Annotated in this window: 17 protein-coding genes; 12 read left to right on the top strand and 5 right to left on the bottom strand. The window is 63.1% G+C overall.

Features of this window, described 5'->3' with window-relative positions; genetic code table 11:
- Window positions 1-19 precede the first annotated feature (19 nt).
- Window positions 20-652, top strand: a complete 633-nt coding sequence (locus JG746_RS19810) for a chloramphenicol phosphotransferase CPT family protein (protein ID WP_202354332.1) — start codon at window positions 20-22, stop codon at window positions 650-652.
- Between the two features lie 18 nt (window positions 653-670).
- Here JG746_RS19810 and JG746_RS19815 read toward each other — a convergent pair whose 3' ends face one another.
- The 4 genes from JG746_RS19815 to JG746_RS19830 form a co-directional block, all read right to left on the bottom strand.
- Window positions 671-1,102: an HIT family protein gene (locus JG746_RS19815; protein WP_202354333.1), complete on the bottom strand. Its 432-nt coding sequence runs from the start codon at window positions 1,100-1,102 to the stop codon at window positions 671-673.
- 106 nt (window positions 1,103-1,208) lie between these two features.
- Entirely contained in the window at window positions 1,209-2,423 is a 1,215-nt protein-coding gene (locus JG746_RS19820) for a GNAT family N-acetyltransferase (RefSeq protein WP_202354334.1), read from the bottom strand.
- Window positions 2,424-2,479: 56 nt separating this feature from the next.
- Window positions 2,480-3,208: a glycerophosphodiester phosphodiesterase gene (locus JG746_RS19825; protein WP_202354335.1), complete on the bottom strand. Its 729-nt coding sequence runs from the start codon at window positions 3,206-3,208 to the stop codon at window positions 2,480-2,482.
- Between the two features lie 13 nt (window positions 3,209-3,221).
- The gene (locus JG746_RS19830; protein ID WP_202354336.1) at window positions 3,222-3,686 is read right to left on the bottom strand and encodes a RidA family protein; all 465 of its coding nucleotides are present in this window, start codon (window positions 3,684-3,686) and stop codon (window positions 3,222-3,224) included.
- A 138-nt stretch (window positions 3,687-3,824) separates the two neighbouring features.
- Here JG746_RS19830 and JG746_RS19835 point away from each other — a divergent pair, with 138 nt between their 5' ends.
- The 5 genes from JG746_RS19835 (at window position 3,825) to tsf (ending at window position 7,570) form a co-directional block, all read left to right on the top strand.
- Entirely contained in the window at window positions 3,825-4,655 is an 831-nt protein-coding gene (locus JG746_RS19835; protein ID WP_202354337.1) for a cell envelope integrity EipB family protein, read from the top strand.
- A gap of 36 nt (window positions 4,656-4,691) precedes the next feature.
- Window positions 4,692-4,970, top strand: coding sequence for a DUF4031 domain-containing protein (locus JG746_RS19840; RefSeq protein WP_202354338.1), 279 nt, complete (start codon window positions 4,692-4,694; stop codon window positions 4,968-4,970).
- Entirely contained in the window at window positions 4,967-5,578 is a 612-nt protein-coding gene (locus JG746_RS19845; protein ID WP_202354339.1) for a LysE family translocator, read from the top strand. Before JG746_RS19840 ends, JG746_RS19845 begins: the two co-directional genes overlap by 4 nt.
- A gap of 177 nt (window positions 5,579-5,755) precedes the next feature.
- Window positions 5,756-6,538 carry a 30S ribosomal protein S2 gene (gene rpsB / locus JG746_RS19850; RefSeq protein WP_023777441.1) on the top strand — a complete coding sequence of 261 codons (783 nt, stop codon included), beginning with the start codon at window positions 5,756-5,758 and terminating at the stop codon, window positions 6,536-6,538.
- Between the two features lie 111 nt (window positions 6,539-6,649).
- Entirely contained in the window at window positions 6,650-7,570 is a 921-nt protein-coding gene (gene tsf, locus JG746_RS19855) for a translation elongation factor Ts (protein WP_202354340.1), read from the top strand.
- A gap of 13 nt (window positions 7,571-7,583) precedes the next feature.
- Here tsf and JG746_RS19860 read toward each other — a convergent pair whose 3' ends face one another.
- Window positions 7,584-8,519 carry a LysR family transcriptional regulator gene (locus JG746_RS19860; RefSeq protein WP_202354341.1) on the bottom strand — a complete coding sequence of 312 codons (936 nt, stop codon included), beginning with the start codon at window positions 8,517-8,519 and terminating at the stop codon, window positions 7,584-7,586.
- A gap of 116 nt (window positions 8,520-8,635) precedes the next feature.
- On the opposite strand from JG746_RS19860, the gene JG746_RS19865 reads away from it, so the two are divergent.
- From JG746_RS19865 to JG746_RS19890, 6 genes are all read left to right on the top strand, one after another.
- Window positions 8,636-9,178, top strand: a complete 543-nt coding sequence (locus JG746_RS19865) for a nuclear transport factor 2 family protein (RefSeq protein ID WP_202354342.1) — start codon at window positions 8,636-8,638, stop codon at window positions 9,176-9,178.
- Between the two features lie 37 nt (window positions 9,179-9,215).
- Window positions 9,216-10,325, top strand: a complete 1,110-nt coding sequence (locus JG746_RS19870) for an aldo/keto reductase (RefSeq protein ID WP_202354343.1) — start codon at window positions 9,216-9,218, stop codon at window positions 10,323-10,325.
- A gap of 159 nt (window positions 10,326-10,484) precedes the next feature.
- Entirely contained in the window at window positions 10,485-11,207 is a 723-nt protein-coding gene (gene pyrH, locus JG746_RS19875; protein WP_202359409.1) for a UMP kinase, read from the top strand.
- A gap of 108 nt (window positions 11,208-11,315) precedes the next feature.
- The gene (frr, locus tag JG746_RS19880) at window positions 11,316-11,870 is read left to right on the top strand and encodes a ribosome recycling factor (protein ID WP_095200157.1); all 555 of its coding nucleotides are present in this window, start codon (window positions 11,316-11,318) and stop codon (window positions 11,868-11,870) included.
- Between the two features lie 32 nt (window positions 11,871-11,902).
- Window positions 11,903-12,637, top strand: a complete 735-nt coding sequence (locus JG746_RS19885; RefSeq protein ID WP_202354344.1) for an isoprenyl transferase — start codon at window positions 11,903-11,905, stop codon at window positions 12,635-12,637.
- Entirely contained in the window at window positions 12,634-13,449 is an 816-nt protein-coding gene (locus JG746_RS19890) for a phosphatidate cytidylyltransferase (protein WP_202354345.1), read from the top strand. Before JG746_RS19885 ends, JG746_RS19890 begins: the two co-directional genes overlap by 4 nt.
- Window positions 13,450-13,454: the final 5 nt, after the last annotated feature.

Genomic DNA, 13,454 nt, shown 5'->3' on the forward strand with positions numbered 1-13,454 from the left:
TTTGAGCAATGGGGTGGCTATGCCAGGCCAGGTCATCATCCTCAACGGCGCGCCGCGGTCAGGAAAATCGAGCATCGCCCGAGCCATTCAGGAAAGTTTCGATGGCGCATGGATGAACCTGGGCGTCGACACCTATGAGCGGATCACACCGCCGCCACTTCGCCCGGGTATAGGGTTGCGCCCCGGGGGCGAACGCCCCGACCTCGAAGTCTTCGTGCCGCGCCTGTATGCCGCCCTCTACGAATCGATCGCGGCGCATAGCCGGCTGGGGCTGAACGTCGTGACGGATGTCGGCCATCACGATGCCTATTCGAAGCCGCTTGGCTGCCTGGCCGATTGCGCGCGTCGTCTCGCCGGCCTGCCGGTGCTGTTTGTCGGCGTTCGCTGTCCGATTGAAACGATCATGGAAAGGCGGGCCGCCAGCGAGCCGGGCAGGGGCTATGTCACCGGCTCGTCAGACGATCCTGCGCCTTTGCCGGTGCGTCTGTGGCAGGAAGCGGTGCACCGGCCGGGCGTATACGATCTTGAGGTCGATACCTCGGTCCTCAGCCCAGGACAGTGCGCGGAGGCGATCCGCCAGCGCTTGCATGACGGCGTGCAGCCCGGCGCGATCGAACGCTTGGCTCAAGCCGCCAACCAGACTTTCTCCTGACGCGACACGCGGTGCGGTTCAGCTTGTCAGCGCCGCGCGTATTTTTTCGGCATTCCCGGCCAGTACTTCGGGTTTTTCCATCGTCCCCGAGTGTGGCTTCAACGGGATGCCATCGAAGCGCGGGATGACATGGACATGCAGGTGATAGACGGTCTGGCCGGAAGCCGGCTCGTTGAATTGAAGGATGGTGACGCCGTCAGCATCGAGCGCCTTCTTCACTGCCAGCGCCACTTTCTGAACGACCGCGAACAGCGGACCGAAGGTCGACGGGTTGGCGTCGAGCAGATTGCGCGACGGGGCCTTTGGCACAACCAGCGTATGGCCCGGTCCTTGCGGCATCACATCCATGAAGGCGACGACGGCCTCGTCTTCGTAGACGCGGTGCGAAGGGATTTCGCCGCGCAGGATCTTGGCGAAGATGTTGCTGGTGTCGTAGGGGGCCTCAGTCATGGCGAACGCTCCGGATTGTGCCTTGTGTCTCGTGTAGCGAAGCTCTTCCGCAGCGACAAGACGATGAGGCAGGCGACCAGGCGAGATCGACCAGGCCCAAAACCTGCTATTCCTCGAGATCCTTGCGGAACGGCGTGTGCTCTTCCAGATATTCGCTCATCCGCTCCACCTCGCGCCGCTCGCGCTTGAGGTAGTCGGCCACTGCATTGCGCAGGCCGGGGTGCGAAATGTAATGCGCGGAATGCATCGTCACCGGCCGGTAGCCGCGCGCCAGCTTGTGCTCTCCCTGTGCGCCCGCCTCGACCACCTTCAGCTTGCGTTCGATGGCGAAATCGATGGCCTGGTGGTAGCAGACCTCGAAATGCAGGAAGGGGTGGTCTTCGATGCAGCCCCAGTTGCGGCCGTAGAGCGCGTCGGAGCCGATGAAATTGATGGCGCCGGCAATGTAGCGTCCGTTGCGCCTGGCCATCACCAGCAGGATATCATCCGCCATGCGTTCGCCGATCAGCGAGAAGAACTGGCGGTTCAGGTAGGGGCGGCCCCATTTGCGGCTGCCCGTATCCATGTAGAAGGCGAAGAAGTCGTCCCAGGCTTTTTCCGTCAGATCCTTCCCGGTCAGCCAGTCGATGGTGATGCCATCGGCAAGCGCCTCGCGCCGTTCCTTCTTCATCGCCTTGCGCTTGCGCGAGGCAAGCGTGGCGAGGAAGTCGTCATAGGTCGAAAAGCCTTCGTTGAAGAAGTGGAACTGCTGGTCGGTGCGATGCAGGAACCCGGCGGCCTCGAGCGTCGCGACATCGCTCTCCTGCGCGAAGGTGACATGCGCCGAGGACACCCCGAGCTTATCGGTCACCATCTTGAGGCCGGCGGCAAGCCCGGCCTTCACCGCATCCGGATCCTCGCCCTTGCCGACCAGCAGGCGAGGGCCGGTGACCGGCGTGAACGGCACGGCGCATTGCAGTTTCGGATAATAGCGGCCGCCGGCGCGCTCGAAGGCATCCGACCAGCCGTGGTCGAACACATATTCGCCCTGGCTGTGCGATTTGAGATAGCAGGGGACCGCGCCCAGCAGCCGGCCTTGCGCAGTCTCCAGCCGCAAATGATGGCCCTGCCAGCCGGTGCGCCGCACGGCGCAGCCGGAATCTTCCAGCGCGCTTAAAAAAGCGAACGAAACGAGCGGGTTATAGCCATTCTCCGCGTCGCCGCGCGTGGTGCCGGCAAAGGCGTCCCATTCATCGCGTGTGAACGCGCCGATGCCCGCGGCGATACGGATCGAATAGTCCGCATTTGCAGTTTGCCCGTCGCCGTCATCGCCCTGATCCATGAGGCTTATTTAAGCTCCATCGGGGCCGCTACAAGTCACGTTTCAGGCAACCCCGCTCAGGCGACCTTGACCAGGTCGGGCTCGAAACCTTCGAATGTCATCTGATCGGCATATTTGAAGGTCAGGTCGATCGCCGGCTGATCATGCACCGTCCAGGTGATGACAGGCATTTTGAGCTTTTCGCGCACGAAGCTGACGAACGGGTTCGGCAGGTCGCCGGCAGCGTAAGAGGTGAAGGACAGCTCGTGCGCCAGCATGGAAAAATGCGCTTCGATGAGCTTGAGGTCCTTGCCGTAGGCGGTCAATCCAGCCGGAATGCCGGGCGCATGTTTCGGGAAATCACGGATCAGCCAGTGATCGAACGACATGATCGCCGCCTTGCCCTTGTAGCGCTTGAGCATCTTGCCGACGCGCGCCACCAGGCCTTCGTCGCGGCCGGGAATGCCTTTCAGCTCGACGACCATGGGCACGCGGCCGTCGACAAGATCGAGCGCTTCCTGCAGCGTCGGCACGTGGTCGGATGTGCCGCCGACCTTGAGCGTGGTCAGTTCGGCCGCGCTGCGCTGCCAGACGAAGCCGTCCTGTCCGGTCAGCCGTTTCAGGTCGTCGTCATGGATGATGATGGGAACGCCATCCGACGACAGATGCACGTCGCATTCGATGGCATAGCCCCGTTCGGCCGCGGCTGCGAAGGCGGAAAGCGTGTTTTCCCAGCGCGTCTTGTTCATGTCGTGGAAGCCCCGATGGGCGACGGGCCGGGCAGTCAGCCAGGATAGGTCGGTCATGTCAGGCCTTCGCTCATTCAACTTCGAAGATGGCTTCGATTTCCACTGCGGCATTAAGCGGCAGGGAGGCGGTGCCGACAGCGGAGCGGGCGTGCTTGCCGCGCTCGCCAAGGGCGGCGACGAGGAAATCGGAGGCGCCGTTGGCAACCAGATGCTGCTCGACGAAGTCGGGGGCGGAGGCGACGAAGACGGTGATCTTCACCAGCCGGCTGATCTTCTCCAGATCGCCGAGTGCTGCCTTGGCTTGCGCCAGAATGTTGATCGCGCAGTATTTTGCCGCGTCCTTGCCGCCTGCCGTGTCGACGTCGCGGCCGAGCAGGCCGCTCGCCTGCAGCTTGCCGTCCTTGAGCGGCAATTGTCCGGCCGTGAACAGGAGGCTTCCGGTTCGGCAGTAGGGAACGTAGTTGGCGGCAGGTGCGGCGGCGACAGGGAGCGTCACGCCGAGATCACTTAGCCGCTTTTCGATTGTTTCACTCATTGCTTTTCCCTATTGCTGGAAGGCGCCGCGCTGGCGGGGCCGAAATTGCTATTTTTGCCTCGCTTCCGCCACGACTTTTTTTAAGCTGGACCATCTTTCCCTGCGGCCTGCCATCAGCCGCGACGATCGGAGTACCTCATGCGCGCTGCGCGCCTTGCATTTCATGCCGTTCTGTTGTCGGCGGTGATCCCGATAGTCCCCGCCTTCGCCGTACCGGCGCTGCAGGCCCATCGCGCTGTGTACGACCTCACCCTCAAAAAAGCCTCCGACCGCTCCGGCATAACAGGCATATCCGGCCGCATGGTCTACGAATTCAACGGCTCGGCCTGCGAAGGCTATACGGTGAAATTCCGTTTCGTCACCCAGATCGTCACCAACGACAATACGCGGCTGACCGACCAGCAGACGACGACTTTCGAGGACGCCGAAGGCAAGACCTTCTCGTTCGTGACCAAATCCTTTGTCGACCAGAACCTCGACAAGGAGGTGAAGGGCATCGCCACGAAAGACCAGAAGGGGCTCAAGGTCGATATCGACAAGCCCGAGAAGAACAGCCTGGAACTCGCCGCTACCCAGTTTCCGACCCAGCACCTGGTCGAGCTGATCGGCAAGGCCGAGAAAGGCGAGAATTTCTACCAGACCAACCTGTTCGACGGTTCGGAGGATGCCAACAAGGTGATGGCGACCACCGTCGTCGTCGGCAAGAAGACCGAAGCCGACAAGGCCGATCCGGAGGCTCCGGCGCTGGCCAAGCTCGCCACGGACAAATACTGGCCGGTCGACATCGCCTATTTCGACGACAGCGCCAAGAACGGCGAGGAAGTGCCGGAATACCGGATCAGCTTCAAGCTGCATGAGAACGGCATCACCCGCGACCTCACCATGGACTATGGCGACTTCTCGATGACCGGCAAGCTGGTCAACCTGTCGCTGTTCGATCAGACCAAGCCGTGTCCGGTCTCGAAGTAGCAGGGTTGCGCAATTGAGCTGGCCGCGGCGGGCTTGATGGCAGTCTACGTCGATGCGGCGATCTGGAAGTGGGCCGGCCATCGCTGGTGCCACCTGATGGCCGACGACACCGACGAACTGCATCGCTTCGCCGCAGCACTCGGCGTCAAGCGTTCGTCCTACCAGGGACCGCCCAAGACATCGGCTCCGCATTATGACATAACCGGCTTCGAGCGCGACCGCGCGGTGCGGCTCGGCGCCGTCGAATGCAGCCGCGAGGAGATCGTCGCGATCTTTCGGCGCGTGCGGGTGCCCAATGGAAAGGCCAAGCGATGACACCAACGGCGTTTCTCGCCTATTGCGCCGCGGTCACGCTTGCCGCCGCCACACCGGGACCGGCGATGTTCGCGGTCATCACCAATGGCGTGTCGCGCGGGTTCCTTCGCGCCTTCATGGCTGGCGTCGGGGTCGCCGCCGGCGATGCGGTGCTGGTCACCCTGGCGCTGCTCGGGCTGGTGGCGCTGGCGCAAACCTTCGAATGGATCTTTCTCCTGCTGAAATATGCAGGTGCTGTCTATCTGATCTTTCTCGGCATCAGGATGTGGCGCGCCGCGGCCACGCAATCGAATGAGTCGAGGACGGGCGAGGCGAGATTGTCGAGATCCTTCTTCCTTGGCGCATCCATTGCGCTGGGCAACCCCAAGGCGATCCTGTTCCACGCCTCGATCATGCCGCTGATCCTCAACCTCGACACGCTGACATTTGTCGATGGCCTGCTGGTGGTGGCCACCGTCATCAGCGTCAACATTCTGACCATGGGGGTCTATGCCGCTCTCGCGGGCCGGGCTTCGGGCTGGTTCAGGACGCCGAAGCGCATGCGGCTGATGAACCGGTTTGCCGGCAGCGCCATGATCGGCACCGGAGCGCTGATTGCCGCACGCTGAGCGGTAAAACGCTGGCCCGCTTGCGTTTGTCGCGCTTCCCCTCTATATGCGCGCTCATTCCACACACGGACTTTGGTGTCTGCCCGGGAGAAATCCGGCTGAAACCTCCGGTGGCGTTCGAGGACTTCGTCCAAAAATGCCTGTGTCCGTGGAGGCTAACCGGAAAGGAAAATGAGAATGGCACTGCCTGATTTCAGCATGCGCCAGCTTTTGGAAGCTGGCATTCACTTCGGCCACCAGACCCACCGCTGGAACCCGAAGATGGCGCCCTACATCTATGGCGCCCGCAACAACATCCACATCATCGACCTCTCGCAGACGGTGCCTTTGCTGCACCAGGCGCTGAAGCAAGTTTCCGACACTGTCGCCAAGGGCGGCCGCGTGCTGTTCGTCGGCACCAAGCGCCAGGCATCCGACATCGTCGCCGATGCCGCGCAGCGTTCGGCTCAGTACTATGTCAATTCGCGTTGGCTCGGCGGCATGCTGACCAACTGGAAGACGATCTCGAATTCGATCCAGCGCCTGCGCAAGCTCGACGAGATGCTGGCCGGCGAGGCCCAGGGCCTCACCAAGAAGGAGCGCCTGAACCTCGACCGCGAGCGCGAGAAGCTCGACAAGGCGCTGGGCGGCATCAAGGACATGGGCTCGACGCCCGACCTGATGTTCGTGATCGACACCAACAAGGAAGCGATCGCCATCCTCGAGGCCAAGCGTCTCGGCATCCCGGTCGTCGCCATCATCGATTCGAACTGCGATCCGGACAAGATCGACTTCCCGATCCCCGGCAATGACGACGCGGCCCGCGCCATCCAGCTTTATTGCGACCTGATCGCCAAGGCTGCGATCGACGGCATCGCCCGTCAGCAGGGCGCGCTCGGCGTCGACATCGGCGCTTCGGTTGAAGCTCCGGTCGAGCCGGCGCTCGATCCGGCTCCGGCATCGGAAGCCCCCGAGGCTTGATAATCGAAGGCCGGTCCACGGCCTTCATCTTTCTCATATTTTGGCACGCTAAACAGACGCACCATCGAATGCCGATGGTGCGTCGGTGCATTTAAAAACAAAGAGGCGACAATGAGCATTTCGGCTGCACAGGTCAAAGAACTCCGCGACTTGACCGGCGCGGGCATGATGGACTGCAAGGCGGCGTTGAACGAGACCAACGGCAACATGGAAGAGGCCGTCGACTGGCTGCGCAAGAAGGGTATCTCCAAGGCTGACAAGAAGGCCGGCCGCACCGCGGCTGAAGGTCTGATCGGCGTCGATGCCGGCGTGCGCGAAGCTGCCGTCGTCGAGGTCAATTCCGAGACCGACTTCGTTGCCCGCAACGCCGCGTTCCAGGAAATCGTCGCCAACGTCGCCAAGGTTGCTCTCGCCTATGGCACGACGGAAGCCGTGGCTGCCGCGAAGTATCCGGGTTCGGACAAGTCGGTCACCGACACCATCAAGGACGCTGTCGGCACCATTGGCGAGAATCTGGGCTTCCGCCGTTCGGCCAAGCTGACCGTTCCGCATGGCGCGGTCGCGACCTATGTCCACAACGCTGTCGCTGACGGCCTCGGCAAGCTCGGCGTGCTGGTCGCGATCGAAACCACGGGCAATGAGCATGCCGCCAACGCCTTTGGCCGTCAGGTCGCCATGCATGTCGCCGCCACCAACCCGCTGGCGCTGACGGCGGAGCAGATCGATCCGGCAGCGGTCGAGCGTGAGAAGGCGATCTTCGCCGACCAGGCGCGTCAGACCGGCAAGCCGGAAGCGATCATCGAAAAGATGGTCGAAGGCCGCCTGCGCAAGTTCTACGAGGAAGTCGTGCTCCTGAAGCAGGCTTTCGTGCTCAATCCCGACATCACTGTCGAGAAGGCGCTGCAGGATGCCGAGAAGGAAATCGGCGCGCCGGCCAAGATCACCGCCTACCTCCGCTTCGCGCTCGGCGAAGGCATCGAAAAGGAAGAGACCGATTTCGCGGCGGAAGTCGCGGCGGCGGTCAAGAAGTAAACTTCCTACCGCTTTATTCCGAAAGCATTTTTCGGCCGGATGTCCGCAGGGATGTCCGGCCGATTTCTTGTGCGGTGTCGATAAAGGCCCGCAGTTTCGGCGCCATCGCCGCCCGGCGCGGGAAGTAGAGGAAAAGGCCAGGCTCCTCGATTGCTGATTGCGGCAGGACCTGCACCAGGCGGCCGGCTGCAAGATCGTCGCGCGCCAGCGGCTCGAACAGATAGGCAAGGCCAACGCCTGCAAGCGCCAGGTCGATCGCCGCGAGCGAATCCGTGACGATGACTGTACCGCCGGTCTCCATGACGACGTCCTTGCCGTCCTCGGTCAAATCCCAGCGGTAGAGCGCACCGGAGCGGACAAGCCGGTAGCCGATGCAATTGTGGTTGGCGAGATCGGCCACCCTGCGCGGACGGCCATGGCGCCCGATATAGGTGGGAGAGGCGACGATGACGGCCTTGAACGGGGGCGTGAGCCGCACCGCCACCATGTCCTGCGCGATCATCTCGCCCAGCCGGATGCCGGCGTCAAAGCCTTCGCCGACAATGTCGACCAGCCCCTGGTCGGCGAAAATCTCCACGGTGATGTCCGGATAGCGCTCCGCCATCGCCGCCACCACAGGCGTCACCGCCAGGGGGATCGCGATGTTGGAGGCGTTGATCCTGAGCAGGCCGGAGGGCCTGCCCTTGACGCTGCGGATTCGATCGATCCGCTCGCCAATATCCTGAAGGGCAGGGGCCGCGGTTTCCACCAGCGCCTTTCCGGCCTCGGTCAGCGAAACGCTGCGCGTCGTGCGCGCGAACAAGGGCTGGCCGATACGCTCCTCAACGAGGCGCACCGCATGGCTGACCGCTGACGGGCTCATGCCGAGTTCGGCCGCGGCGAGCGCGAAGCCGCCACGCCGGGCAACGGCAACGATGACAGGCAAATGTGTGAGGAGATCGCGGTCCATTCATGAATGATATCGCATAGTCTTTGCGAACAATGCAACCTTATCGATGCCAAGGCAGCGGTCCACATTGTCGCCAACTCATCGGCAATCTGCCGATGGCATCGAGGAGAAGAGACATGAACGCATTGAAGCACGTAACGTTCGCGGCAGGCATGGCGCTGGCACCCATAGATGCCGGCGGGGCCGACCCGTCCGGCTGGCAGACGCTCGTGGACGAGCGCGCCGTCATCCGCATTGCCGACGCCATCGACCGCGCCGTCGACGTGCAGGACTGGAAACTGGCGCGCAGCCATTTCGCGGATCGGGTCACCGCCGATTTCAGCAGCCTGTCCGGCCAGCCAGCCGCCAACATCGCTTCGGACGACCTGATCGGCGCCTGGGCCGGCAACCTCAAGGGCTCGAAGACGAGCCTGCATCTGCGCACAAATCACCAGGTCGTTCTCGAGGCGGACGGGGCGACCGTCCGTTCGAACGGCTATGCCTGGAACCGCATGGAAGGCAATGGCGACCCGCTTTGGGAAGTCTGGGGCACTTATGAGCATCATCTGACGCGCTCGGCCGCCGGCTGGAAGGTGGATGGCTTCGCGTTCCACATGACGCATGAGCGCGGCAATCCTTGGGTCAAGGCAACGCCGGGCAATGCCACCGCGGGCCAGTGACGCCACGGCATTCACCAGCAAGCATTGGAAGACGATCATGACCATGACCTACTACACGCTCGGCAATAGCGGCCTCAGGGTCAGCCGGCTGGCGCTCGGCACCATGACTTTCGGCAAGGAATGGGGTTGGGGCGCCGACAGGGACACGGCCCGCGCCATGTTCGACGCCTATGTCGAGGCGGGCGGCAATTTCTTCGACACGGCGGATCTCTACACCAGCGGCACGGCCGAAGCCTGGCTTGGTGAATTCATCGCCGAGCGGGGCTTGCGCGACACCGCGGTGATCGCCAGCAAGTTCACCATGAACATGCAGCCGGGCAATCCGAATGCCGGCGGCAACGGCCGCAAGAACATCATGCGGGCGGTCGATGCTTCGCTGAAGCGGTTGGGCACCGACTATATCGATCTCTATCTCATGCATGTGTGGGACAGGCTGACACCGGCCGAAGAGGTCATGCGCACGCTGGATGACCTGGTACGGATGGGCAAGATACGCCATGTCGGCCTGTCCGACGTGCCGGCCTGGTATGCGGGGCGGGCGCAGGCGATTGCCGAGCTGCGCGGATACGAGCCGATTTCGGCCTTGCAGCTCGAATATTCCCTGGCCGAGCGTTCGATCGAGAATGAGTTCGTGCCTTTCGGCACGCGCCATGGCGCCGGCATCATGGTCTGGAGCCCGCTCGCCAGCGGGCTGCTCAGCGGCAAGTATCGGCCGGCCCAGGCCGGAAATGCCGGACGGCTCGACGGCTTCCGCAATTCGACACATCCGGGATTCCAGAAGTTCACGGAGCGCAATTGGGCCATCGTGGCCGAACTCGAGAAGGTCGCATCCGAGCTCGGCCGCAGCATGCCGCAGGTCGCGCTCAACTGGGTGGCGACGCAGCCTGGGATCGCCACCGTCATCCTTGGCGCGACGACGCTTGGCCAGATCAAGGACAATCTTGGCGCGCTGGATTTCGAGATTCCGGCAGAGCTTCGCGACCGGCTGGATATGGCCAGCAAAACGCCGGCGCCGTTCCCCTATTCCTATTTCGGATCGCAGATACAGGCGCGCGTCACCGGTGGCGCTGCAACCGGCGACAAGCCCTCCGGCTACGTGTCGCCGGTGCTTGTCGAGGGCGAGCCAGCCAGCGTGTCCACCGACTGATCGATCCGGCAGGTTGCCACCAATTTGCCGGTCGGGCGCCGCGTGACATCGCGGCGCCCTTCGTGTATCGGAACTCGGCATCGTGCCAATGTTCGGGCTCGGCGCCTGCGCGAGGGCGGCCAGCCCAGGCGCGACCACATGAAAAATGACGAGGACCAGATGACGGTGAAGCCCCTCTACCGACGTGTCTTGCTGAAAGCATCCGGCGAAGCGTTGATGGGGGAACAACATTTCGGCATCGACGTCTCGGTCGTGGATCGCATCGCCGCCGACATTGCCGAGGCCCGCGCGCTGGGCATCGAGGTCGGCGTCGTCATCGGCGGCGGCAATATCTTTCGCGGCGTGGCTGTCGCCTCCAAGGGCGGAGACCGCGTCACCGGCGACCACATGGGCATGCTTGCCACGGTCATCAACTCGCTGGCGCTGCGCACCTCGCTGCACAAGATCGACGTCGATGCCGTGGTGCTGTCGGCGATCGCCATGCCAGAACTCTGCGAGAGTTTTTCGCAACGCCAGGCAGACGCTTACATGAACCAGGGCAGGGTGGTGATCTTTGCCGGCGGCACCGGCAACCCGTTCTTCACCACTGATTCGGCCGCAGCGCTGCGCGCGGCCGAAATCGGCGCCGATGCACTGTTCAAGGGCACGCAGGTCGACGGCGTCTATTCGGCCGACCCGAAAAAGGATCCGAATGCGACGCGTTTCGAGCGCATCAGCCATGCCGAAGTGATAAATCGTGGCCTTTCCATCATGGATACCGCTGCGATTGCACTTGCGCGCGAAAACAACATTCCGATAATCGTCTATTCGATCCACGAAAAAGGTGGTTTCGGCGATATTCTGAGGGGCGGCGGCCGCTGCACGGTCGTCGCGGACGATTGATCCGGGGCCTGATCCCTAGAAAAGGGATACCGACTTTCGAAATTCAGGCTCGAACGGGGCCGTGCCCCGAGGCAGTGAACCCGCGGCAGACGGGTCGAGGAGACTAAGATGAGTGGTGAGTACGACGATCTCAAGCGGCGCATGGATGGGGCAATCGCCGCGTTCAAGCATGACCTGGCTTCGCTGCGGACCGGCCGCGCCTCCAGCAATCTGCTCGATGCCATCCAGGTGCAGGCCTATGGCACCACCATGCCGATCAATCAGGTGGCCAACGTCACGGTGCCGGAACCGCGCATGATCTCGGTGTCGATCTGGGACAAGTCGATGGTCGGCGCCGTTGACCGCGCTATCCGCGAATCCAATCTGGGCTTCAACCCGATCGTCGACGGCACCAATCTGAGGATTCCGCTGCCGGAACTCAACGAGCAGCGCCGCAAGGAACTGGTCAAGATCTCGCACGGCTATGCCGAGAACGCCCGCGTCGCCGCGCGCCATGTGCGCCGCGACGGCATGGACTTCCTGAAGAAGGCCGAGAAGGACGGCGCGATCAGCGAGGACGATCAGCGCAAGCGTTCGGACCAGGTCCAGAAGCTTACAGACGAAACGATCAGCACCATCGATCATCTGCTTTCCGACAAGGAAGCTGAAATCATGCAGGTTTAGGGTTGGCCGCCGGCTGACCCGAAAGCGAGATCATGACAACGCCCGCGCATGTCGCGATCATCATGGATGGAAATGGACGCTGGGCCAAAGCGCGCGGCATGCCGAGGCTTGCCGGTCATCGCGCCGGCGTCGAGGCGCTGCGCAAGACCGTGCGCGCGGCGCCTGATCTCGGCATCTCCTTCCTGACCGTCTATGCTTTCTCGTCGGAGAACTGGTCGCGGCCGAAGTCCGAGGTCAGCGACCTGATGGGGCTTTTGAAGCTGTTCATCCGCCGTGATCTCGCCGAACTGCACCAGAGCGGCGTGCGGGTCAGGATCATCGGCGACAGGGCAGGGCTGCAGGCCGACATCCGAGGTCTGCTCGAAGAGGCCGAATCGCTGACCGCCCGCAACGAGTCTCTGACGCTGGTGATTGCCTTCAACTATGGCGGGCGCGACGAGATCGTCCGCACGGCGCGCAAGCTTGCCTTGGCCGCGGCGCGCGGCGAAATCGATGCCGAATCGATATCAGCCGAAAGCTTTGCCGGCGCTCTCGACACGCAAGGCATACCCGATCCGGAACTGGTCATACGCACCAGCGGCGAGCTGCGCCTGTCCAACTTCCTCTTGTGGCAGGCCGCCTACAGCGAGCTCGTCTTCCTGCCTTGCTATTGGCCTGACTTCAGCCGCGAACACCTTGCCGAGGCGTTGCGCGAATTTGCCGGCCGCGAGCGCCGTTTCGGCGGAGTGGGCCCGCAAGACGTCGCTTCGCGACCGGCCGCGGGATGAGCAACCTTCAACTCCGCGTCATTTCAGCGGTCGTGCTTGCCGTCATCGCCCTTGGCCTGACCTGGCTTGGCGGCCTGCCTTTTCGACTGCTGTGCGCAGCCATGTCGGCGATGATTTTTTACGAATGGACCCGCATGTCGCGGCCGGTCGCGGCCAAGGGGCTGGGCTTCTTGCCCGAGGCGCTGGTCGTCGTTTTCATCGGCGCCTTGATTGCCGGGCTTGCCGCGTCCTGGCTGCTGCTGCTTGTGGTGATTCTGATTGCCGCAACGGCGATTGCCGCCCTGGTTCGCAAGACCGGGCAGTGGGAAGCGAGCGGTCTTGCCTATGCCAGCGTGTCCGGCCTGTCGCTTGCCCTGCTGCGTGATGGCGACCATTCGGGCCTCGTCGCCATCCTGTTCCTGTTCGCGGTCGTCTGGGCGACCGACATTTTTGCCTATTTCGTCGGGCGAGCCGTCGGGGGTCCCAAACTGGCGCCATCTATTTCGCCCGGCAAGACGCGTAGCGGCGCGCTCGGTGGCGCTGTCGGTGGCGTTGTCGCCGGGGTCATGCTGGCAGCGGTCGCCGGTGCCGGAAACCTGGCCTTGCTCGGCCTTGTGGCCCTTGTGCTTTCGATTGTCGCGCAGGCTGGAGATCTGTTCGAGTCCTGGGTCAAACGGCGGCATGGCCGCAAGGATTCGGGCGTGCTCATTCCGGGTCATGGCGGCGTCATGGACCGTGTCGACGGACTTGTCGCGGCGGCTCTCGCCCTATACGTCATTGGCTGGATTTCGGCGGGCGCCGATCATCCGGCGCAGGGGCTGTTTCCGATTTGAACGGT

The sequence above is a fragment of the Mesorhizobium sp. 113-3-3 genome (assembly GCF_016756495.1).
Classification (GTDB): Bacteria; Pseudomonadota; Alphaproteobacteria; order Rhizobiales; family Rhizobiaceae; genus Mesorhizobium.